The sequence below is a fragment of the Auraticoccus monumenti genome (assembly GCF_900101785.1).
GTDB classification, from domain to species: Bacteria; Actinomycetota; Actinomycetes; order Propionibacteriales; family Propionibacteriaceae; genus Auraticoccus; species Auraticoccus monumenti.
Window position 1 is genome coordinate 1746053 of the sequence record NZ_LT629688.1, and the last position, 21724, is coordinate 1767776.

Here is a 21724-nt window from a genome sequence, read left to right on the forward strand (position 1 = left end):
TCGCATGCTGATCCCTCGTCGAGTCCGGTTCCGCAAGCAGCACCACCCCAAGCGGACCGGTGCTGCCAAGGGCGGGACGGAGCTCGCCTTCGGTGACTTCGGCATCCAGGCCCTTGAGGGCGCCTACGTCACCAACCGCCAGATCGAGTCCGCGCGTATCGCGATGACCCGTCACATCAAGCGAGGCGGGAAGGTGTGGATCAACGTCTACCCCGACCGCCCGCTGACCAAGAAGCCCGCCGAGACCCGCATGGGTTCGGGCAAGGGCTCCCCGGAGTGGTGGGTGGCCAACATCCACCCCGGACGCGTGCTCTTCGAGCTGTCCGGCGTCGACGAGACCGTGGCCCGCGAGGCCATGCGTCTGGCCATCCACAAGTTGCCGATGAAGGCCCGCTTCATCCGGCGTGAGGCAGGTGAGAACTGATGGCGACCGCTAACAACGCCACCGAGCTGCGTGGACTGAGCCGTGAGGCGCTGAACAAGCAGGTGCGCGAGCTGAAGGAGGAGCTGTTCACGCTCCGCTTCCAGGCCGCCACCGGTCAGCTCGAGTCGCACGGCCGGCTCCGCGCCGTCCGCAAGGACATCGCCCGGATCTACACGGTGATCCAGGAGCGCAACCTCGGCATCGTCAGCGACCCGGAGCTGGACGCCGACACCGAAGCCACCGCGACCGAGAAGGCCTGAGCATGAGCGACACCACGAACACCGAGACCGCGCAGACCGTGCGCTCCGCCCGCAAGGTGCGTGAGGGCATCGTCGTCAGCGACAAGATGGACAAGACCATCACCGTCCTGGTCGAGGACCGCGTCAAGCACAAGCTGTACGGCAAGGTCATGCGGACCTCCGAGCGGCTGAAGGCCCACGACGAGGAGAACACCGCCGGTGTCGGCGACCGCGTGCAGGTCATGGAGACCCGCCCGCTGTCGGCCACCAAGCGCTGGCGGCTCACCAAGATCGTCGAGCGGGCGAAGTAAGCCCCACCCACCCAGACCCATCCGTTCCACCAGGCCCTGCTCGTGCAGCGGGGAGGGAACCAGTGCGACAACCAGGAGATAGACAATGATCCAGCAGGAGGCGCGACTCAAGGTCGCCGACAACACGGGTGCGAAGGAGATCCTCTGCATCCGTGTGCTCGGTGGCTCCGGCCGCCGCTACGCAGGCATCGGGGACACCATCGTGGCCACGGTCAAGGACGCCATCCCCGGTGGCAACGTCAAGAAGGGTGACGTCGTCAAGGCGGTCATCGTGCGCACCGTCAAGGAGCGCCGGCGCCCGGACGGCTCGTACATCAAGTTCGACGAGAACGCCGCCGTCATCCTCAAGGCCGACGGCGAGCCCCGTGGTACCCGCATCTTCGGCCCCGTCGGCCGTGAGCTGCGTGAGAAGAAGTTCATGCGCATCGTGTCGCTCGCCCCGGAGGTGATCTGAATGGCACAGCAGAACCTGCACGTCAAGAAGGGTGACCGCGTCAAGGTGGTCGCCGGCAAGGACAAGGGCCTGGTCGGGGAGATCATCGCCGTGGACCCGAACCGCCAGAAGGTGACGGTCGAGGGCGTGAACGTGGTCAAGCGCCACCGCCGAGAGAGCCAGACCCAGGCCGGACGCCGCACCGAGGGCGGGATCATCGCCTCCGAGGCGCCCGTGCACGTGTCGAACGTCCAGCTCGTGGTCAAGGACGACGCCGGCAACGAGGTCGTCACCCGGGTCGGCTACCGCCGCGACGAGGTCATGAAGAAGCGTCCGGACGGGACCGAGTACCAGGGTTTCCGCTCCGTGCGGATCGCCCGCAAGACCGGCAAGGAGATCTGAGATGTCTGTCGACACCTCCACCAGCACCACCGAGCAGCAGGCGCTCCCTCGCCTGCAGCAGCGCTACCGCGACGCGATCGTGCCGGCGCTGCAGGAGGAGTTCTCCTACGCCAACGTCATGCAGATCCCCGGCCTGGTCAAGGTCGTGGTGAACATGGGTGTGGGTGACGCCGCGCGCGACTCCAAGGTGATCGACGGGGCCATCAAGGACCTCACCACGATCACCGGCCAGAAGCCGCAGGTGACGAAGGCCCGCAAGTCCATCGCGCAGTTCAAGCTGCGTGAGGGCCAGGCCATCGGCTGCCACGTCACCCTCCGCAACCGCCGCATGTGGGAGTTCGCCGACCGGCTGATCTCCCTCGCGCTGCCCCGCATCCGCGACTTCCGTGGGCTCAACCCCCACCAGTTCGACGGTCTGGGCAACTACACGTTCGGCCTGAGCGAGCAGGTGATGTTCCACGAGATCGACCAGGACCGGATCGACCGGGTCCGGGGCATGGACATCACCTTCGTGACCAGCGCGACGAACGACGAGGAGGGCCGGGCGCTGCTGAAGCACCTGGGCTTCCCCTTCAACGACAACCCGAAGCCGGCCAAGGCTCGCGCCAAGGGCCCGGCCTTCGCACGGAGGAAGTGAACAGATGGCCAAGACAGGTCTCAGGGTCAAGCAGGCTCGCACGCCGAAGTTCGCCGTCCGCGGCTACACCCGCTGCCAGCGCTGCGGCCGGCCCCGCGCCGTGTTCCGCAAGTTCGGTCTGTGCCGCATCTGCGTCCGCGAGCTGGCCCACGCCGGCGAGCTCCCGGGTGTCACCAAGTCCTCCTGGTGACCACCCACCTCCGTCCAACTGATCAGGCGCTGAAGGTCCGGGCCGGGCACCGACCCACCGGAAACCACGGCGAGAAAGAGGCTCCTCAGCCATGACCATGACCGACCCGATCGCAGACATGCTGACCCGTCTGCGCAACGCCAACCAGGCGTACCACGACACCACCTCCATGCCGCACAGCAAGATCAAGGTGGGGATCGCCGAGATCCTGACCGAGGAGGGCTACATCTCCTCCTTCGACGTGCGCGAGCCCAGCGAGGGCGAGGTGGGCAAGACCCTGACCCTGACCCTGAAGTACGGCCAGAACCGCGAGCGCTCGCTCGCCGGCATCCGCCGGATCTCCAAGCCGGGTCTGCGGGTCTACGCCAAGTCGACCGCGCTGCCGAAGGTGCTGGGTGGCATGGGCATCGCGATCATCTCGACCTCCCAGGGCCTGGTGACCGACCGCACCGCCAAGTCCAAGAGCGTGGGCGGCGAAGTCCTCGCCTACGTCTGGTGATCGAGACAGAGCCGAAGGAGCACGTACATGTCACGCATCGGTAAGCTGCCGATCCCCGTCCCCAGCGGCGTCGAGGTCTCCCTCGACGGCCAGCTGGTCCAGGTCAAGGGCCCCAAGGGCACCCTGTCCCACGCCGTCGCCGCCCCGATCACGGTCGCCCGTGCGGAGTCCGGCGAGATCGAGGTGAGCCGTCCCAACGACGAGCGCACCGCCAAGTCGCTGCACGGTCTGACCCGGACCCTGGTGTCCAACATGGTCACCGGCGTCACCGAGGGCTACGAGAAGAAGCTCGAGATCGTCGGCGTCGGGTACCGCGTCATCTCCAAGGGCCCGACCCAGCTGGAGTTCAACCTCGGCTTCAGCCACCCGGTGACGGTGCAGGCCCCCGAGGGGATCACCTTCAACGTCGAGACGGCGACTCGGTTCTCGGTGATCGGCATCGACAAGCAGGCGGTCGGCGAGACCGCCGCGCGCATCCGCAAGATCCGCAAGCCCGAGCCCTACAAGGGCAAGGGCGTGCGCTACGCGGGCGAGATCGTCCGCCGCAAGGTCGGAAAGGCTGGTAAGTGACGATGGGTATCTCCCTGTCCGCCCACAAGGGCACCGCGACCAGGACCCGGGCGCGTCTGCGCCGTCAGGTCCGCGGCCGCAAGAAGATCTTCGGGGCTGCCGACCGTCCTCGTCTGGTGGTCTCCCGCTCGGCGAAGCACCTGTTCGTCCAGGTCATCGACGACACCCAGGGCCGCACGCTGGCCTCGGCGTCGACGATGGAGGCCGACCTCCGCACCGCCGAGGGCGACAAGTCGGCCAAGGCCAAGCAGGTCGGCGCGCTGGTGGCCGAGCGGGCGAAGGCGGCCGGGGTCACCCAGGTCGTCCTGGACCGGGCCGGCAACAAGTACCACGGACGTGTCGCGGCTCTGGCCGAGGGCGCCCGTGAAGCCGGCCTCGGCTTCTGATCGACGACTGAGAAACGGAAGGTAATGCGATGAGTGGAACCCAGCGCCGCACTGGCGGCGGTGCAGGTGGTGACCGTCGTGGCCGTGACGGTGGTCGTGGCCAGGCGCAGGACAAGAACCAGTACCTGGAGCGCGTGGTCGACATCAACCGCGTGGCCAAGGTCGTGAAGGGTGGTCGCCGGTTCAGCTTCACCGCGCTGGTCGTCGTCGGTGACGGCGAGGGCATGGTGGGTGTGGGCTACGGCAAGGCCAAGGAGGTGCCCGCGGCGATCGCCAAGGGCGTGGAGGAGGCGAAGAAGAACTTCTTCCGCGTCCCCCGCATCCAGGGCACCATCCCGCACCCCGTGCAGGGTGAGAAGGCCGCCGGTGTGGTCATGCTGCGCCCGGCCTCGCCCGGTACCGGTGTGATCGCGGGCGGCGCCTGCCGCGCCGTGCTCGAGTGCGCCGGCGTGCACGACGTGCTCGCCAAGTCGCTGGGGTCCTCGAACTCCATCAACGTGGTGCACGCGACCGTCGTCGCGCTCAAGATGCTCGAGCAGCCGGAGCAGGTCGCGGCGCGCCGTGGCAAGCGCGTGGAGGACGTGGCCCCGGCCGCGCTGCTCCGCGCCCGTGCGGAGGTGGCGTCCTGATGCCCACGCTCAAGGTCACCCAGACCCGGTCCGAGATCGGGTGCAAGCAGAACCAGCGGGACACCCTGCGCAGCCTCGGGCTGAAGCGCATCGGCCACTCGGTCGAGCAGCAGGACCGTCCCGAGATCCGAGGCATGATCACCACGGTGATCCACCTCGTCACCGTCGAGGAGGTCGACTGACATGGCACTCAAGGTCCATCACCTTCGTCCGGCCCCCGGAGCCAAGACCGCGAAGACCCGCGTGGGTCGCGGTGAGGGCTCCAAGGGCAAGACCGCCGGTCGCGGCACCAAGGGCACCGGCGCGCGCAAGAACACCCCGGAGAACTTCGAGGGTGGGCAGATGCCCCTGCACATGCGCACCCCGAAGCTGCGCGGGTTCAAGAACCCGTTCCGCACCGAGTACCAGGTCGTGAACCTGGACCGGATCGAGGGGCTGTTCCCCGAGGGTGGGCAGGTCGGCGTCGCCGAGCTGGTCGCCAAGGGGGCCGTCCGTGACGGTCAGCTCGTCAAGGTGCTCGGCAGCGGCGAGATCTCCGTGGCGGTGCAGGTGAGCGCCCACGCGTTCTCCGGCTCGGCCAAGGACAAGATCGCGGCAGCGGGCGGCAGCACGACTCAGCTCTGACCCCGGCTGCGACGGAGGGCCACCACGGCCCCGGTCGCACCGGGAGCCGGTCCGACCCCACCAGGGTCGGCCGACGCCGGACGCCAGCGCGTCCGGCACGCACACCACACGGCGGGGGCGTGCTCCTCAGGGAGCCGCCCCCGCTTCGCATCCCGCACCGCGTGACCCACCGACCGGCCCGCGCTGGACGGTGGGGGTGGTCTGCGGGCCTTGATAGGGTCTGACGGTTGCCTGAGGGCGATCACCCGGCCACGACCAGCGAGAGAGAGGGCAGGCGCGTGCTTTCCGCCTTCGTCAACGCGTTCAGGACAGCCGACCTGCGCAAGAAGATCCTGTTCACCCTGATGATCGTCGCGATCTTCCGGGTGGGCTCGGTCGTGCCGGTCCCGAACGTGAACATCCAGCAGGTGGACCAGTGCCGCCGCCTCGCCGAGACCGGTGAGCAGGCGGGTCTCTACTCGCTGATCAACCTGTTCTCCGGTGGCGCGCTGCTCCAGCTGGCCATCTTCGCGCTGGGGATCATGCCCTACATCACCGCGAGCATCATCCTGCAGCTGCTGACGGTGGTGATCCCGCGGCTGGAGGCCCTCAAGAAGGAGGGCCAGTCCGGCACCGCCAAGATCACCCAGTACACGCGCTACCTGACCCTCGTGCTGGCCGTCCTCAACTCGACCGCCTTCGTCACGCTGGCCGTCAACGACCAGCTGTTCCAGGGCTGCCCGGGCATCGTCTACAGCAAGGACGTCTTCCCGGTCGTCGTGATGGTGCTGACGATGACCGCCGGCACCGGTGTCGTGATGTGGCTGGGCGAGCTCATCACCGAGCGCGGCGTCGGCAACGGCATGTCGGTGATGATCTTCACCCAGATCGCCGCCACCTTCCCGACCGCGCTGTGGTCCATCAAGACCGCCCGCCCCGGCCCCAGCGGCTGGATCGTGCTGCTGATGGTGATCGCCGTCGGCCTGGTCGTGATGGCCGCGGTCATCTTCATGGAGCAGGGCCAGCGCCGGATCCCGGTCCAGTACGCCAAGAAGATGGTCGGCGGGCGCATGCTCGGCGGCACCACCACCTACATCCCGCTCAAGGTGAACCAGGCCGGTGTCATCCCGGTCATCTTCGCCTCGTCGATGATGTACATCCCGGTGCTGTACTCCCAGTTCCGCCCCGAGAGCGCGGTCTCCAGCTGGATCCAGCAGTACTTCGTCACCGGTGGCCACCCGATCTACATGGTCACCCAGTTCCTGCTGATCATCGCCTTCGCCTACTTCTACGTGGCCATCACCTTCAACCCGCAGGACGTGGCCGAGAACATGGCCAAGTACGGCGGGTTCATCCCCGGCATCCGGGCGGGCAAGCCGACCGAGAACTACCTCTCCTTCGTGCTCAGCCGCCTGACGCTGCCCGGCTCCATCTACCTCGGTCTGATCGCGCTGCTGCCCTCGCTGGCCTTCATCCTGCTGAACGCGAACCAGAACTTCCCCTTCGGCGGCACCTCGCTGCTCATCATCGTCGGGGTCGGCCTGGACACGGTGAAGCAGATCGAGAGCCAGCTGCAGCAGCGGAACTACGAGGGGTTCCTCCGGTGAGCCGGACCGCTGACACGAGGCTCCCCGGCGTGGGGGAGCGTCCCGACACGAGGAGCGCACGCGCATGAGGATGCTGATCATGGGTCCGCCGGGGGCGGGCAAGGGCACCCAGGCCAAGGGGATCGCCGAGCGGTACTCCATCCCGGCCGTCTCCACCGGTGACATCTTCCGTGCCAACGTCAGCCAGGGCACCCCGCTGGGCCTGGAGGTCAAGCGGATCATGGCCGAGGGCGGCTACGTCGGCGACGACGTGACCAACGCCATCGTGGCCGACCGGCTCGGCGAGCCCGACGCCCGCGAGGGCTTCCTGCTCGACGGCTACCCCCGCACCCTGGGTCAGGTCGAGGCGCTGGACGCCCTGCTCGCCGACCGCCAGCAGGCCCTGGACGCCGTCATCGTGCTCCGGGCCGACACCGACGAGCTGGTCACCCGGCTGCTCAAGCGGGCCCACACCGACGGCCGCGAGGACGACACCGAGGAGGCGATCCGCGTCCGGCAGGCCACCTACGCCGCCGAGACCGCGCCGCTGCTCGACGTCTACCGCGACCGAGGCCTGCTGGTCGAGGTCGACGGGCTCGGCGGCGTCGACGAGGTGGGCGAGCGGATCGCCGCCGGCCTCGACGCCCGCTGACGGTGTTCGGACGGGAGCGGATCGAGCTCAAGACACCTGAGCAGGTCGAGCGGATGCGCAGCGCCGGCCTGGTGGTCGACGCCGCCCTCACCGCGGTGGCCGCCGCCGTGCGACCCGGCGTGACCACCGCCGAGCTGGACGCCGTGGCCGCCGAGGTCATCGCGGGTCACGGGGCGACGTCGAACTTCCTGCACTACGGCGCCGACCGGCAGGGCCGTGGCGGCTTCACCGGCGTGGTCTGCCTCAGCGTGAACGAGGAGGTCGTCCACGGGGTCCCGGGTGACCGGGTGCTCGCCGAGGGGGACCTGCTCTCGATCGACTGCGGCGCCGTGGTGGACGGCTGGCACGCCGACGCCGCCCGCACCGTGCTCGTGGGGGAGGCCCCGCCCGAGCTCGTGCGGCTGTCCGAGGCCACCCGCCGAGCCATGTGGGCCGGGATCGCCGCGCTGCGGCTGGGCGGCCGGGTCGGGGACGTCTCCGCGGCCGTGCAGGCCAGCGTCGAGGCCGAGCCGCACCGCTACGGCATCGTCGCCGACTACACCGGTCACGGCATCGGCTCGGCCATGCACATGGCCCCCGACGTCCCCAACACCGGGCGCGCCGGGCGCGGTCCCCGGGTGGTCGAGGGCATGGTGCTGTGCATCGAGCCCATGCTGACCCTGGGCGACGCGGCCACCGTCGAGCTGGAGGACGGCTGGACGGTCGCCACCCGGGACGGGTCCCCGGCCTGCCACTGGGAGGCCATGGTCACCGCCACCCCCGACGGCGTCCGGGTGCTGACCGAGCCCGACGAGGGCGTCAGCGCGCTGGGCCGGTGAGCGCACCCCGGGTGGCGCGGGTGGGCGAGGGCCTGCGCACGGCCGCCCGGCTGGCCGGCTACCTGCGCGGCCTCCGTCGTCCGGTGCGGCGCGACACGGTCCTCTACGAGGCCTTCGGCGGCGCCGGCCTGCTGTGCAACCCCGAGGCCCTCTTCACCGGGCTGCGGGCCGCGCCGGACCTGCAGCACCTGCGCCACGTCTGGGCCGTCCGCGATCCCGCCCGCCACGCCGCGGCCGTCGCCGCGCTGGGGCCCGGCCCGGCGGTGGAGCTGGTCGAGCACGGCTCCGCACGGTACTGGGAGGAGCTGCAGTCGGCGGGCTGGCTGGTCAACAACGCCACCTTCGGGCCCTCCTTCGTCAAGCGCCCGGGGCAGACCTACCTCAACACCTGGCACGGCACCCCGCTGAAGGCGATGGGCTACCACGTGCCCGGCGGGCGCGAGGCCTCCGACAACATCGTCCGCAACTTCCTCTCCGCGGACTACCTGCTCTCCACCAGCGAGCACATGACCGAGCGGATGTACCTCGACGGCTACCGGCTGCGCAACGTGTTCACCGGTGCCGTGGTGACCGAGGGGTACCCGCGCACCGACCGCCAGTGGAGCACCGACGTCGCCGGGCTCCGGGCCCGGCTGGAGGACTCCGGGCTGGCGCTCGGGTCGCGCCCGGTGGTGCTCTACGCCCCGACCTGGCGAGGTGGGTCGTTCGAGCGGCCCGAGGCGGACACGGCCCGGGTGCGGGCCACCGTGGAGCGGCTCCGCGAGGTGGCAGGCGAGGACCACGTGGTGCTGCTGCGCGCACACCAGTCGGTGCAGGACCAGCTGGCCGCCGACCCGGTCCTGGCCGGCTGCCTGGTGCCCGCCGAGGTCCCCAGCAACGCGGTGCTCGCCCTCACCGACGTCCTCGTCTCGGACTGGTCCTCGCTGTTCTTCGACTACCTGCCGCTGCAGCGCCCGGTGCTCTTCCACCTGCCCGACCTGGCCGACTACACCGACCGGCGCGGGGCCTACCTGGCCCCCGAGGAGCTCCCCGGGCCGGTGTCGCGCACCCTCGACGAGCTCGCCGCCCAGCTGGGCGGCCTGCTCCGGGACGGGCGCACCGGTCACGAGGCGGCGGTGGCCGCGGCCGCCCGGCGCTTCGCCCCCCGCGAGGACGGGGGCGCGACCGAGCGGGTGGTGGACGTGGTCTTCCGCGGCCGGGAGGAGGGCCGGGACGTCCGCCGCGGCTTCGACGACGGCCGGGAGACCCTGCTCGTGCACGTCGGGCAGCTGCTCCCCAACGGGATGACCAGCTCGGCGCTCAACCTGCTGCAGGCCCTCGACCACGACCGCTACGACGTGACGGTCACCTGCCCGCCGCCCACCGACCCGGCCCGCCGCGCCAACGCCGGGCGGCTGCCGGAGCAGGTCCGCTGGCTGCCCCGCCGGCAGGCGATGCTGCGGGTGGTGCTGCGGGCGGTCGACGTCCGCGCCAACCGCACCGGACGACGGTGGGCGGACGACCGGCGCTGGTGGGAGCTGGAGTGGCGGCGCCTGGCCGGGGAGGGCCGCTTCGACCGCGTGGTCGACCTCAGCGGCTACTCCGCCTACTGGACCTCGGTGCTGCTCGGGTCGGGTCGCCCGGTGGCGCTGTGGCAGCACAACGACGTGGCCGCCGACGCCGAGCGGGAGGTGGGAGGCCGGCACCCGCTGCGGCACACCCTCGGCGGCACCTTCCGGCTCTACCCCGACCTCGCCGCGCTGGTCTCGGTCTCACCCGCCCTGGCCGAGGTGAACCGGGGGGCGCTCGGTCACCTGGCCGGCGGCACCCCCTTCCTGGCCGCCCGCAACGTCATCGACGCCGAGCGGGTGCGGGAGGGGGCGCTGGCCGCCCCGCCCCGCCTCGAGGACGTCACCACCTTCCTCAGCGTGGGCCGGCTGTCGCCGGAGAAGAACCACGACCGGCTGCTGCACGCCTTCGCCCTGGTGCACGCCGAGCGACCCGACAGCCGGCTGGTGGTGGTGGGGGACGGACCGCTCCGGGCGGAGCTGGAGCGCACCGCGGCCCGGCTCGCCCTGGCCGGGGCGGTCACCTTCACCGGGCTGGTCGACAACCCCTGGGCGCTGATGGCCGCCGCCGACTGCCTGGTGGTGTCCAGCGACTACGAGGGCCAGCCGATGGTGGTGCTCGAGGCCCGGGTGCTGGGGCTGCCGGTGGTCAGCACCCGCTTCGGCTCCGCGGCCGCGGCGGTGCCGCCCGAAGCCGGGTTGCTGGTGGACCGCACCGCCGGGGCGCTGGCCCGGGGCATGCTGGCGGTGGCGCGCGGCCAGGTCGAGGTCGTCCCGCTGGACCCCGAGGCCTACGACGCGGAGGTGCTGGCCGAGTTCGACGCGGCCATCCACACCTGAGCGCTCACTCCTCGGCGGCCTCCATGGTGCCGGCGACGGCCTCGTGGCCGACCAGCCTGCGGCGCCTCTCGGTGACCAGCTCGTGCACCGCCGCCTCGAACCGCTCCGAGGAGCTGCCGCGGGGGTGGTCACCGAAGTAGTACGTCCGCAGCTCGGCCCGGACCCCGGCGTGCTCGTCGCGGGTCAGCGCGCTCTCCAGCAGCTCGGCCACCGAGGGCGTGCCGGCGTCCACCACCGGGCAGCCGCGGGCCACCGGTGCGCTGCGCACCAGCTCCTCGCGGTCACCGCGCCGGTCGGTGAGCACCAGCGGCCGGTCGGGGTGGAGGTAGAGGAAGTCCAGGCCGACGCTGGAGACGTCGGTGACCAGGGCGTCCACCGAGGCGAACATGGTCAGGATGTCCCCCTCGAGGGAGACCCGGTGCCCGAGCACACCCTCCGGGTCGGCCGCCTCGAGGGCCGCCACGATCCGCTGGTGCGCACCCGCCACCGCGGGGTTGGAGGAGTGGGCGACCCTCGGGTGCGGCTTGTAGACCAGCCGCGTCCCGGGCCGCGCCAGCAGCGCCGCCACGACCTCCTCGCCGAACAGGTCCACCGAGGTGTAGTTGTTGGCCTCGTTCTCGCCCTCCCAGGTCGGGGCGTACATCACCGTCGCGCCGGGGAGCGTCTCGGGGGTGCCGTCGCCGACCTGGTCCAGCTGAGGCCGTCCGACCATCACCAGGCGGGACTCGTCGAAGTCGATCAGGGCCCGGCGGTGCCGGTCCAGCGCGGCCTGCCCGGCGATGAAGACCCGGTCGTAGGCCTTGGCCTGGTTGGACACCATCGAGATCTTGTCGCTCTCGCCGTGGTTGACGTGCACGTGCACGGGCCGGGCGTGGCTGAGGGACTGGAAGTTCGACACCGCGTTGTTGACGTAGACCACCAGCGCGTAGTCGTTGGCGTCGTAGAGCCCGATCAGGTCGGCGAAGCGGCGCACGAACAGGCCGGGCAGCGTGGTGGAGCGGCGGACGGCCCGCAGCGCGTCCAGACGCCGGAAGACCAGCAGCACCCGGTGCGTGCGGTGCAGCTGCTCCAGCACCGGGAGCCACTGCTGGAGCTGGTAGATCTTGGCGGCCCCGTCGCCGAAGTAGACGACCACGTCGGCGGGGACGTCGATGCCGTGCAGCTCGTGGCCGGCCGCGGGGGCCCGGCGGACTCCGCCGCGGATCCAGCTGCTGGTGCGCCTCCAGGCGCGGCTGCGGACCGCCGACCGTGCCATCTGACGCACCGGGTTGGCTGCCACGATCTGAGCTCCTCGTCGACGTGCGGTGCCCTGCCGGGCCGGGCGGGGCGAGTGTACGACACCGGCCGGGGACGGCACCCGGGTCGGCTCCCGGCCCGCCCGCGGGTCGTGAGAACATGCGGCGCGGGGACGACGACGGAGGGATCGCCATGAAGGTGCTGCTGACCGGGGGGGCGGGCTACATCGGCTCGCACACCGCCGTGGTGCTGCTGGAGGCCGGCCACGAGGTCGTGGTGCTGGACGACCTCAGCAACGCCAGCGTGGAGAGCCTGCGCCGGGTTGAGGAGCTCACCGGCCGCACGGTGGCCTTCGTGCACGGGGACATGGTCGACGAGGCCCTGGTCGAGCGCACCCTCACCGAGCACGCGGTGGAGGCGGTGATCCACTTCGCCGGGCTGAAGGCGGTGGGGGACTCGGTGCGGCGCCCGCTGGACTACTACGCGGTCAACGTCGGCGGGACGCTGTCGCTGCTGCGGGCGATGGAGCGGACGGGGGTGCGCACCATCGTGTTCTCCTCCTCGGCCACCGTCTACGGCGAGAGCGCCCCGACGCCCTACCTGGAGAAGATGCCCCGCGACGCGGCCAACCCCTACGGCCGGACCAAGGAGCAGATCGAGGACGTCCTGGGTGACCTCGGAGCCTCCGACCCCAGCTGGCGGATCGCCCTGCTGCGCTACTTCAACCCCGTCGGCGCGCACCCCTCGGGGCGGATCGGGGAGAACCCGCGCGGCGTCCCCAACAACCTGGTGCCCTTCATCGCCCAGGTGGCGGTGGGCAAGCGGGAGAAGCTGGTCGTCTTCGGTGACGACTACGACACCCCCGACGGCACCTGCGTGCGCGACTACGTGCACGTGATGGACCTCGCCGACGGCCACGTCCGCGCGATGGACTACGTGGCCGGGCACGAGGGCGTGCACGTGTGGAACCTCGGCGCCGGCCGCGGCTACTCGGTGCTGGAGGTGCTGGCCTCCTTCGAGAAGGCGGTCGGGCGCCCGATCCCGCACGAGATCGGGCCGCGTCGTGCCGGTGACCTGCCGGCCTTCTGGGCCGACCCCTCCCAGGCGCTGACCGACCTGGGCTGGGTGGCCGAGACGCCGCTGGACCAGATGTGCGCCGACCACTGGCGCTGGCAGGAGTCCAACCCGCACGGCTACGCCGACTGACCCCGCGCGGCGTGTGGCGCCGCCCACATCCGGTTGGCACGGCCGGAGAAGTTATGTGAGGCTTCCCTGAGTAAGGACCACCTAAGTCACTCAGGAGCCGTCGTGAGCCACCCCCAGCTCGCCCCCACGCACCACCTCCTCGACGCCAGCACGGTCGAGGCCTACCGCGAGGCGATGGGACGGGCCACCGCGCTCGTGGCCGACCGCGTCGCCACCGTCGACCGCCCCTACTCCGGGGCCACGCTGGAGTCGCTGCAGGCGCAGGTCTCCAGGATCGACCTGGACCGCCCTGCCGCCGGCCTGGCCGAGGCCATGGAGGAGACGGCCGGGCTCTACGTGGACCACGCCATCTGGTTCCACGAGCCCCGCTACATGGCCCACCTCAACTGCCCGGTGGCCGTCCCGGCCCTGGCCGCCGACGCGCTGGCCTCGGCGGTCAACACCTCGGTCGACACCTGGGACCAGAGCACCAGCGCCACCCTGATCGAGCGCCGCCTGGTGGAGTGGACCTGCGGTCGGATCGGCTTCGGGGCCGCCTCGGACGGCGTCTTCACCAGCGGGGGCACCCAGTCCAACACCCAGGCGCTGCTGCTGGCCCGCGAGGACTGCCGGCACCGCCACGGCGACCCGCGCGACGCCGACGGCCACGACCACGCCGGCGGGCTGGAGCTGGGCCGGCTGCGGGTGCTGGCCACCGCCCAGAGCCACTTCAGCGTGACCAAGGGCGCCCGCCTGCTGGGGCTGGCCCCCGACGCCGTCCGCACGGTGGCCACCGACGCCGCCGGCCGGATGTCGCCCTCCGCGCTGGCCGTCGAGATCGAGGCCGTCCGCGACGCCGGGGACGTGGTGATGGCCGTGGTGGCCACCGCGGGCACCACCGACCGGGGTGCGATCGACCCGCTGGCCGAGCTGGCCGACGTCACCTCCGCGGCCGGGGTCTGGCTGCACGTGGACGCCGCCTACGGCTGCGGGCTGCTGGTCTCCCCGACCCGGCGGCACTGGTTGGACGGCATCGAGCGGGCCGACTCGGTCACCGTCGACTTCCACAAGAGCTTCTTCCAGCCGGTGGCCTCGAGCGCGGTGCTGGTCCGCGACGGGCACGACCTGCGCCACGTCACCCACCACGCCGACTACCTCAACCCGCGCCGCGCGCTGGTGCCCAACCAGGTGGACAAGTCCCTGCAGACCACCCGCCGCTTCGACGCGCTCAAGCTGTGGATGACCCTGCGGGTGATGGGCGCCGACGAGATCGGTCGCCACGTGGACACGGTGGTCGACCTGGCCGCCGACGCCGCCACGACGGTCTCCGCCGACCCGGACCTGGAGCTGTGCTGCGACCCCCAGCTGAGCACGGTGCTGTTCCGGTTCCGTCCCGAGGGCGTCGACGAGGACGAGGCCGACCGGGTCAACCCGCTGGTACGCAGCGCCCTGTTCGCCTCCGGCCGGGCCGTCGTGGCCGGCACCCGCGTGGACGGCCGGCACTGGCTCAAGCTCACCCTGCTCAACCCGTCCGCCACCACCGCCCACGTCCGGGAGGTGCTGGACCTGCTGGTCGGGCTGGGCCACGACCTGCTGGCCGGCCCCGAGGACCGGACCGCGTCGTCGGGCCCGCGCCGGGCCGTCCCGGCCGCCGAGCAGGAGCTCGAGCTGGTGGGGGAGGCCGGCTGATGGGCACCTCCGGGGTCCCGGCCGGGACCGGGTCCGGCGGCGTCCCGCGCTGGGAGCACGACTACGTCCCACCCGCCCGCGAGCACGACTTCGTCGCCATCGGCCTCGGGCCGTTCAACCTCGGGCTGGCCTGCCTCACCGCGCCGCTGGACGACCTGGACGGGGTCTTCCTCGAGGCCCGGGAGGAGTTCAGCTGGCACCCGGGGATGATGCTGGAGGGGGCGACCATCCAGGTGCCGTTCCTGGCCGACCTGGTCACCATGGCCGACCCCACCTCGCCGTGGTCGTTCCTGAGCTACCTGAAGCAGACCGGGCGGCTCTACCCGTTCTACATCCGGGAGAGCTTCTACCCGCTCCGCGCGGAGTACGACGCCTACTGCCGCTGGGCCAGCACCCGCGTCCCGGGCACCCGCTTCGGCCGCACGGTCGAGCGCGTCACCCACGCCGACGGCCTGTACCGGGTGCGGTCCCGGCTGGCCGACGGCAGCACCGAGACCCACACCGCGCCGCGGCTGGTGCTCGGCACCGGCACCTCACCGGTGCTGCCCTCGGCCCTGGACGGCGTCGACGGCCCGCACGTGCACAGCGCCGGCTACCTGCCGGCCCGGGACCGGCTGCGCGCGGGGAGCTCGGTCACCGTGCTGGGCAGCGGGCAGAGCGCCGCGGAGATCTACCTCGACCTGCTGGAGGGTGCCCGGGAGCACGGCTACCGGGTGGACTGGATCACCCGCTCCCCGCGGTTCTTCCCGATGGAGTACACCAAGCTGACCCTGGAGATGACCTCCCCGGAGTACACCTCCTACTTCCACCGGCTCCCGGCCGGCACCCGCGACCAGCTGCTCCGCGAGCAGCGCAGCCTCTACAAGGGCATCAGCTCCGACCTGGTCGACACCATCTACGACACCCTGTACCGGCTCTCGGTCAGCGGGCCGGTGCCCACCCGGCTGCTCACCGGCACCGCCCTGACCGACGCGTCCTGGGACGCCGCCTCGGGCCGCTACACCCTCGACCTGCACCACCTGGAGACCGACCGCGGGCTCCGCACCACCACCGAGGGGCTGGTCGTGGCCACCGGGTACGCCTCCCGGGTCCCGTCCTTCCTGGAGCCGGTGGCCGACCGGATCCGCCTCGACGGCCGCGGCCGCTTCGAGGTCGGGCGACACTACGCCGTGGACCACCAGCAGCGGGAGGTCTTCGTGCAGAACGCCGAGGAGCACACCCACGGGCTCTCGGCCCCCGACCTGGGGATGGGCGCGCTGCGCAACTCGGTGATCATCGCCGAGATGCTGGGGCGCGAGGTGTACCCGGTGGAGCAGCGGATCGCCTTCCAGGAGTTCGGCGTGCCCGACGACCTGGCCCGCGACGTCCGGCCCGCCCCCACCCGGGCGGAGGTGCTGCGATGAGCCTCGACCTGACCGCGCCCTCGCAGGACGCCCGTCCGGCGGAACCGGTCCCGGGCACGAGCCCCTCCGCCTCCCCGGTCGGCGAGGTCACCCTGGAGCCGCTGCAGCTGCCGCGCGACCTGGACCTGCTGCACGTCTGGGTCACCCACCCGCGCTCGCGCTACTGGGGCATGCAGGGGGCCGACCGCGCCGCCGTCGAGCGGGCCTACGCCGCCATCGTGGCCGATCCCACCCACGACGCCTGGCTGGGCCGGGTCGAGGGGGAGCCGGCCTTCCTGGCCGAGACCTACCAGCCCGCGCACAGCGAGCTGGCCGCCCACTACCCGGTCCGCCCCGGCGACCTGGGGATGCACGTCCTGGTGGCCCCGCCCGAGCAGGCCCGGACCGGGTTCACCTCGGCGGTCTTCGCGGCCGTCGTGCAGCACTGCTTCGCCGACCCGGCCACCGTGCGGGTGGTGGTCGAGCCCGACGTCGGCAACCGGCCCGTGGCGGCCAAGAACGCGGCCGCCGGCTTCGTGGTGGACCGGCTGGTCCGGCTCAGCGACAAGACCGCGGCGCTCTCCTTCTGCACCAGGGAGGACTTCCGCACCAGCGCCCTCGGTCCCGAGCCGGCCGCACCCGCCGCGGAGTCCGCGGACCACCTGAGCCCCGAGCGCGGGGCGGAGGCGCACCGCCACCTGGTGGCCAAGGCCCTCTCGGAGTTCAGCCACGAGCGGCTGCTCACCCCCCGCCGCTCCGGGGAGGGCTGGCTGGTGGAGACCTCCGCCGGCAGCGTCCGCTACACCTTCCGCGCCACCCGCCAGCCGATGGAGCACTGGGTGGTGGACCCGGCGAGCATCCGCCGGACGCGGGACGGCGCCCCCTGCGAGCTCGACGTGCTGGAGCTGGTGCTGGAGCTGCACGAGGTGCTCGGCATCCCCGACCACCTGCTCGGCACCTACCTGGAGGAGCTGAGCAGCACCCTGGCCGGTCTGGCCTACAAGCGCGCCTCCCACCGGCTCAGCGCCGCGGACCTGCTGCACGCCCCGTTCCAGCGCATCGAGGCCGCGATGACCGAGGGCCACCCGGCCTACCTGGCCAACAACGGCCGGATCGGGTTCGGCCGGGCCGCCCACGACACCTGGTCCCCGGAGGCCGGACGCCCCCAGCACCTGACCTGGCTTGCCGTCCGACGCAGCCACAGCCGGTTCAGCGGCGGCCGGGGGGTGGAGGAGGAGCGGCTGCTGGTCGAGGAGCTGGGTGCGGAGCAGCTGGCCGTCTTCCGCGAGCGGCTGACCTCCCTGGGCCTGGACCCGGGGGAGTACCGGATGCTCCCGGTCCACCCCTGGCAGTGGGACGCCCGGATCGCCGTCACCTTCGCCGCCGACGTGGCCCGCCGCGACCTGGTGCACCTGGGCCCGAGCCAGGACCGCTACCTCGCCCAGCAGTCCATCCGCACCTTCTTCAACGCCGACCGGCCCGACCGGCACTACGTCAAGACCGCCCTGGCCATCCAGAACATGGGCTTCCTGCGCGGTCTGTCCGCGCGCTACATGGAGGCCACCCCGGCGATCAACGACTTCGTCGCCGACCTGGTCGCCGCCGACCCCACGCTGCAGGAGTGCCGCTTCAGCGTGCTGCGGGAGCTGGCGGCGGTCGGCTGGACCGGCGGGGTGCACGCCCGGCTGCCCGCCGGCTCGCCCTACCAGAAGATGATCGCCTCGCTCTGGCGGGAGAGCCCGGTGCCCGGTCTGGCGGCCGACGAGCGCCTGGCCACGATGGCCTCGCTGCTGCACCGCGACGCCGCGGGCCGCTCGCACCTGGTCGAGCTGGTCCGGGCCTCGGGGCTGGGGGCGGAGGAGTGGGTGCGGCGCTACCTGCACGCCTACCTGCGCCCGGTGGTGCACTGCCTGGTCGCCCACGACCTGGCCTTCATGCCCCACGGGGAGAACCTGATCATGGTGCTGGTCGACCACGTCCCGGTGCGGATGATCATGAAGGACATCGGCGAGGAGGTGGCCGTGCTGCGGGAGCGGGAGGTCCCGGCGGGGACCGAGCGCGTCGTCACGCCGGTGCCGGAGGACGTCCGGGCGCTGTCGGTGCAGACCGACGTCTTCGACGGCGTGCTGCGCTACGCGGCGGCGCTGCTGGACGGCGCGGGCGAGCTCCGGGTGGACCGCTTCTGGGCCCTGGTGGCGGAGTGCCTGGACCGGCACGAGGCCGACCACCCCGAGCTCGCGGGCCGGCTCGACCTGAGGGCGCCGCGCTTCGCCCACTCCTGCCTGAACCGGCTGCAGCTGCGGAACACCCTGCAGATGGTGGACCTCAGCGACCAGACGGCCTCGTTGATCATGACCGGGACGCTGGCCAACCCGGTGGCGCGGGCGTGACCGGGGAGGTCCGCCGGGACGCGTACGGCATCCCGCACCTGCGTGCCCCCGACGTCCTGGCGCTGGCCCGCCTGCAGGGCCGGGTGGCCGCGCAGGACCGCGCCTGGCAGATGGAGCTGGAGCGCTGGCGGATGGAGGGCCGGACCGCCGAGACGCTCGGTCCGGCCTGGCTGGGCTGGGACGTCTTCGCCCGCCAGGTCCGTCTCGAGGCGACCGCCCGGGCCGCCTTCGAGGCGCTGGACCCGGCGACCCGCGCCTGGGTGGAGGCCTACGTCGAGGGGGTCGACGAGGCGCTGCCCGCCGCGGCCGGCCGGTCCCCGGAGCTGGCCGGGCTCGGGGTGACGGCGAGCACCGTGCGCCCCTGGGCCCCGTGGACGCCGCTCGGGGTGTTCTTCGTCCAGCACGTCCTCTTCGCCAGCTTCCCCGGCAAGCTCTGGCGCTCGCTGGTGGCCGAGCGGCTCGGTCCCGACGCGCTCGACCTGCTCTCCATCGAGGGCGCCACCGGGGGCAGCAACGCCGTCGGCGTCGCCGGGCGGCACACCGACTCGGGGCTGCCGGTCATCGCCGGCGACCCGCACCGCACCATCGAGCTGCCCGGCGTCTACGCCCAGGTGCGGCTGGCCTGCCCCGACTTCGACGTGGTCGGGCTGGCCTTCCCCGGGGTGCCGGGCGTCCAGCACTTCGGGCACGCCGGCGAGGTGGCCTGGGCCATCACCAATGCGATGGCCGACTACCAGGACCTCTACCGCGAGGAGCTGCGGACCGGCCCGGACGGCCTCCAGGTGCGCGAGGCCGACGGCTGGCGGGCGGCCGCGCCGTCCACCGAGACGGTGCGCGTGCGCGACGCCGACCCCGTCGAGGTGACGGTCCTGGTCACCGCCCGCGGACCTGTGGTCACCGGGCTCGACCCCTCCTCCGCGCCCGGCTCGGACCCGGCCCCGGTGCACTCGCTGCGGGTGCCCAGCCAGGTGGGCGCCGACCTCGGCTTCGGAGCCCTGCTCCCGCTGCTGCGCAGCCGCAGCACCGAGGACGTCGAGCGGGCCCTCGACGCCTGGGTCGAGCCGGTGAACAGCGTCGTCGTGGCCGACACCACCGGTCGGCTCCGCCACCTGCTCGCTGGCCGCGTCCCGGACCGGGACGCCAGGCTGCGACGGCTCCCCGGACGCGGGTGGGACCCCGCCGACCGGTGGCGGCCCGGGTGGGTCGCGCGCCCGGCCCGCGACGTCGAGGACCACGTGGTCAACGCCAACGACCGGGCCAGCGGCGGCGGCCTCGGCGAGGAGTACGCCCCGCCGCACCGGGCGCTCCGTCTCGACGAGCTGGTCCGCGAGCAGGTCGCCGCCGGTCCGGTCACCCCGGCCGGCGCGTCCCGGCTGTCGCTGGACACGAAGCTCGGCGCGGTCGAGGTGGCCCGCCCCTTCCTGGCCCGGGCGCAGGTCGCCGACGCCGCCGAGGTGCTGCGCCGCCGGCTGCTGGACTGGGACGCCCGGTGCGACGCGGGCAGCCCCACCGCCGGCGCGTGGGCCGACTGGCGCCACGAGCTGGTCGCCTGGTTCGTGGCCCACCCGGCGCTGGCCCCGTTGCAGCAGCCGCACCCCCACGCCGCCCTCTTCGGCCCCTGGCTGCACGTCCCCGCCCGGGTGGGGCTGGCCTGGGAGCGGCTGCTCACGCGGGGCGCGGTCCTGGGCATCGACCCCGACGAGGGCGTGCGGGTGGCGCTGGAGCGTGCCGCCGCCCGTGCCGACGCACGTCCCTGGGGAGAGCGGCACCGGCTGGCCGCCGACCACGGGCTGGGCCGGAGCACCGGGACGGACGTGCCGCTGGCCGGGGACGCGAACTGCGTGCTGGCCACCTCCACCGCCCCGGGGGTGGGCGACAGCGCGGTGAAGGGGCCGGTGGCCCGCTACGTGTGGGACCTCGCCGACCGTGGTCGCAGCGGCTGGGTCGTCCCCTTCGGCAGCTCCGGGGACCCCGGCAGCCCCCACCACCTCGACCAGCTCCCGCTGTGGCTGTCCGGAGAGCTGGTCCCGCTGGTCACCGACTGGGACCGGCTCGTCCCCGACCCCACCCCCGAGCCCGAGGAGCCCCGATGAGCGCCGTCCCCACCTGGTCCACCACCGACCGCGTGCTGGGCGAGGTCGAGGTGAGCGTGCTGCGGGTCCAGGGGGGCAGCCCCGACCTGGTCCGGGTGCACGCCTGGGTGAGCGAGGAGCGGGCCCGGTTCTGGGGCATGGTCGGTAGGTCGCTGGAGGAGGTCACCCGGATCTACCGGTTCCTGGACGGGCTGGAGACCCACCACGCCTGGATGGTGCGGGTCGGTGGCCGCGCGGCCGCGCTGCTGCAGACGTACCAGCCCGAGCACGACCCGGTGGGGGACTGCTACCCCGTGCAGGAGGGTGACCTCGGGCTGCACCTGCTGCTGGGTCCGGCCGAGGACGCGCCCGGCGCCGGGTTCACCGGGCGGCTGGGAGCCGCGCTGGCCCCCTGGTTCTTCGCCGACCCCGGGGTGCAGCGGCTGGTGGTCGAGCCCGACGCCCGCAACGAGAAGGCGGTGGCCCGGCTGCGGCGCAGCGGTTTCGAGCTCGGGCCGGAGATCGAGCTCCCGACCAAGAGGGCGGTCCTGGCCTTCCTGACGCGCGGGCGCTTCGAGGCGCTGCAGCAGCTGGCCGCGCACGGGGCCCCGACCCCGGCCTGAAAGGGACTGCCGGCTGTCTGCTCAACCGACAGCCCCATTCCGGACTACCCGCACGCGGGGTGTCTCACGCCCGGCGAGGCTCCTCGCGGCTCCACCCGGGGTGAGGGAAGGGAGTGGTTCCCCGGCCCCGTCCCGGTCGCATCCCGCGCGGGTCCGCGATGGTTACGCTCTCACGCGACCGGCCGGAAGAGGCGTCCACCGGCCAGGTGTGATCCATCTCACGCCTCTCCGGTGCATCCAGGGTGGGACCGCAGGCCTCGACGCGACCGCGCCGCGCCGCCGACCGGCGGACGGCCTCCGCCGAAGAGGTCGTGGCCGAACCGTCGCCTCGCCATGAGAGCGCTCTCTTGACTCCGGGCAGGAGCGCGGTGCACTCTTGCT

Annotated in this window: 24 protein-coding genes; 23 read left to right on the forward strand and 1 reads right to left on the reverse strand. The window is 72.5% G+C overall.

The features are described from left to right. The first annotated feature begins 4 nt into the window (after window positions 1-4). The 17 genes from rplP to BLT52_RS08120 all read left to right on the forward strand — a co-directional run bounded on the left by rplP (window position 5) and on the right by BLT52_RS08120 (window position 10766). Window positions 5-424: a 50S ribosomal protein L16 gene (rplP, locus tag BLT52_RS08040; protein ID WP_090592231.1), complete on the forward strand. Its 420-nt coding sequence runs from the start codon at window positions 5-7 to the stop codon at window positions 422-424. Continuing rightward, window positions 424-684, forward strand: a complete 261-nt coding sequence (gene rpmC, locus BLT52_RS08045) for a 50S ribosomal protein L29 (RefSeq protein ID WP_090592233.1) — start codon at window positions 424-426, stop codon at window positions 682-684. The genes rplP and rpmC overlap by 1 nt, the downstream gene beginning before the upstream one ends. A gap of 2 nt (window positions 685-686) precedes the next feature. After that, on the forward strand, window positions 687-974 hold the full coding sequence (rpsQ, locus tag BLT52_RS08050) for a 30S ribosomal protein S17 (protein ID WP_090592235.1): 288 nt from the start codon (window positions 687-689) through the stop codon (window positions 972-974). Window positions 975-1059: 85 nt separating this feature from the next. Then, window positions 1060-1428, forward strand: coding sequence for a 50S ribosomal protein L14 (gene rplN, locus BLT52_RS08055; RefSeq protein ID WP_090592238.1), 369 nt, complete (start codon window positions 1060-1062; stop codon window positions 1426-1428). Continuing rightward, window positions 1429-1809, forward strand: a complete 381-nt coding sequence (rplX, locus tag BLT52_RS08060; RefSeq protein WP_090592240.1) for a 50S ribosomal protein L24 — start codon at window positions 1429-1431, stop codon at window positions 1807-1809. It abuts the gene before it with no gap. A 1-nt stretch (window position 1810) separates the two neighbouring features. Continuing rightward, window positions 1811-2446, forward strand: a complete 636-nt coding sequence (rplE, locus tag BLT52_RS08065) for a 50S ribosomal protein L5 (protein ID WP_090592242.1) — start codon at window positions 1811-1813, stop codon at window positions 2444-2446. A gap of 4 nt (window positions 2447-2450) precedes the next feature. Further along, on the forward strand, window positions 2451-2636 hold the full coding sequence (locus BLT52_RS08070; protein ID WP_090592244.1) for a type Z 30S ribosomal protein S14: 186 nt from the start codon (window positions 2451-2453) through the stop codon (window positions 2634-2636). Window positions 2637-2727: 91 nt separating this feature from the next. Beyond that, complete coding sequence (rpsH, locus tag BLT52_RS08075) at window positions 2728-3135, forward strand: 30S ribosomal protein S8 (RefSeq protein ID WP_090592247.1); 408 nt, start codon at window positions 2728-2730, stop codon at window positions 3133-3135. A 27-nt stretch (window positions 3136-3162) separates the two neighbouring features. Then, the gene (gene rplF / locus BLT52_RS08080) at window positions 3163-3705 is read left to right on the forward strand and encodes a 50S ribosomal protein L6 (protein ID WP_090592248.1); all 543 of its coding nucleotides are present in this window, start codon (window positions 3163-3165) and stop codon (window positions 3703-3705) included. Between the two features lie 2 nt (window positions 3706-3707). Then, window positions 3708-4091, forward strand: a complete 384-nt coding sequence (gene rplR, locus BLT52_RS08085; protein ID WP_090592250.1) for a 50S ribosomal protein L18 — start codon at window positions 3708-3710, stop codon at window positions 4089-4091. 29 nt (window positions 4092-4120) lie between these two features. Next, the gene (gene rpsE / locus BLT52_RS08090; RefSeq protein WP_090592252.1) at window positions 4121-4720 is read left to right on the forward strand and encodes a 30S ribosomal protein S5; all 600 of its coding nucleotides are present in this window, start codon (window positions 4121-4123) and stop codon (window positions 4718-4720) included. Then, window positions 4720-4902, forward strand: a complete 183-nt coding sequence (rpmD, locus tag BLT52_RS08095; RefSeq protein WP_090592254.1) for a 50S ribosomal protein L30 — start codon at window positions 4720-4722, stop codon at window positions 4900-4902. Before rpsE ends, rpmD begins: the two co-directional genes overlap by 1 nt. A gap of 1 nt (window position 4903) precedes the next feature. Next, window positions 4904-5344, forward strand: coding sequence for a 50S ribosomal protein L15 (rplO, locus tag BLT52_RS08100; RefSeq protein WP_090592256.1), 441 nt, complete (start codon window positions 4904-4906; stop codon window positions 5342-5344). A 278-nt stretch (window positions 5345-5622) separates the two neighbouring features. Continuing rightward, window positions 5623-6930 carry a preprotein translocase subunit SecY gene (secY, locus tag BLT52_RS08105; RefSeq protein WP_090592258.1) on the forward strand — a complete coding sequence of 436 codons (1308 nt, stop codon included), beginning with the start codon at window positions 5623-5625 and terminating at the stop codon, window positions 6928-6930. Between the two features lie 64 nt (window positions 6931-6994). Further along, window positions 6995-7561: an adenylate kinase gene (locus tag BLT52_RS08110; RefSeq protein ID WP_172804010.1), complete on the forward strand. Its 567-nt coding sequence runs from the start codon at window positions 6995-6997 to the stop codon at window positions 7559-7561. Window positions 7562-7563: 2 nt separating this feature from the next. Further along, complete coding sequence (gene map / locus BLT52_RS08115) at window positions 7564-8379, forward strand: type I methionyl aminopeptidase (RefSeq protein WP_090596471.1); 816 nt, start codon at window positions 7564-7566, stop codon at window positions 8377-8379. Further along, on the forward strand, window positions 8376-10766 hold the full coding sequence (locus BLT52_RS08120) for a glycosyltransferase (protein ID WP_172804011.1): 2391 nt from the start codon (window positions 8376-8378) through the stop codon (window positions 10764-10766). The genes map and BLT52_RS08120 overlap by 4 nt, the downstream gene beginning before the upstream one ends. Before the next feature lie 4 nt (window positions 10767-10770). On the opposite strand, the gene BLT52_RS08125 is transcribed toward BLT52_RS08120, so the two are convergent. Continuing rightward, entirely contained in the window at window positions 10771-12045 is a 1275-nt protein-coding gene (locus tag BLT52_RS08125; protein WP_197679251.1) for a CDP-glycerol glycerophosphotransferase family protein, read from the reverse strand. A gap of 149 nt (window positions 12046-12194) precedes the next feature. On the opposite strand from BLT52_RS08125, the gene galE reads away from it, so the two are divergent. The 6 genes from galE to BLT52_RS08155 all read left to right on the forward strand — a co-directional run bounded on the left by galE (window position 12195) and on the right by BLT52_RS08155 (window position 21343). Beyond that, window positions 12195-13208, forward strand: coding sequence for a UDP-glucose 4-epimerase GalE (gene galE, locus BLT52_RS08130; RefSeq protein ID WP_090596474.1), 1014 nt, complete (start codon window positions 12195-12197; stop codon window positions 13206-13208). Window positions 13209-13310: 102 nt separating this feature from the next. Beyond that, window positions 13311-14876 (forward strand): pyridoxal phosphate-dependent decarboxylase family protein, encoded by a 1566-nt coding sequence (locus BLT52_RS08135; RefSeq protein ID WP_197679252.1) that lies wholly within the window; start codon window positions 13311-13313, stop codon window positions 14874-14876. Beyond that, window positions 14876-16279 carry a lysine N(6)-hydroxylase/L-ornithine N(5)-oxygenase family protein gene (locus BLT52_RS08140; RefSeq protein WP_090592261.1) on the forward strand — a complete coding sequence of 468 codons (1404 nt, stop codon included), beginning with the start codon at window positions 14876-14878 and terminating at the stop codon, window positions 16277-16279. The genes BLT52_RS08135 and BLT52_RS08140 overlap by 1 nt, the downstream gene beginning before the upstream one ends. Then, window positions 16276-18648, forward strand: a complete 2373-nt coding sequence (locus tag BLT52_RS08145) for a GNAT family N-acetyltransferase (protein ID WP_090592264.1) — start codon at window positions 16276-16278, stop codon at window positions 18646-18648. Before BLT52_RS08140 ends, BLT52_RS08145 begins: the two co-directional genes overlap by 4 nt. Then, window positions 18645-20741: a penicillin acylase family protein gene (locus BLT52_RS08150; RefSeq protein WP_090592266.1), complete on the forward strand. Its 2097-nt coding sequence runs from the start codon at window positions 18645-18647 to the stop codon at window positions 20739-20741. Before BLT52_RS08145 ends, BLT52_RS08150 begins: the two co-directional genes overlap by 4 nt. Beyond that, the gene (locus BLT52_RS08155; RefSeq protein WP_090592267.1) at window positions 20738-21343 is read left to right on the forward strand and encodes a GNAT family N-acetyltransferase; all 606 of its coding nucleotides are present in this window, start codon (window positions 20738-20740) and stop codon (window positions 21341-21343) included. The genes BLT52_RS08150 and BLT52_RS08155 overlap by 4 nt, the downstream gene beginning before the upstream one ends. Window positions 21344-21724 lie beyond the last annotated feature (381 nt).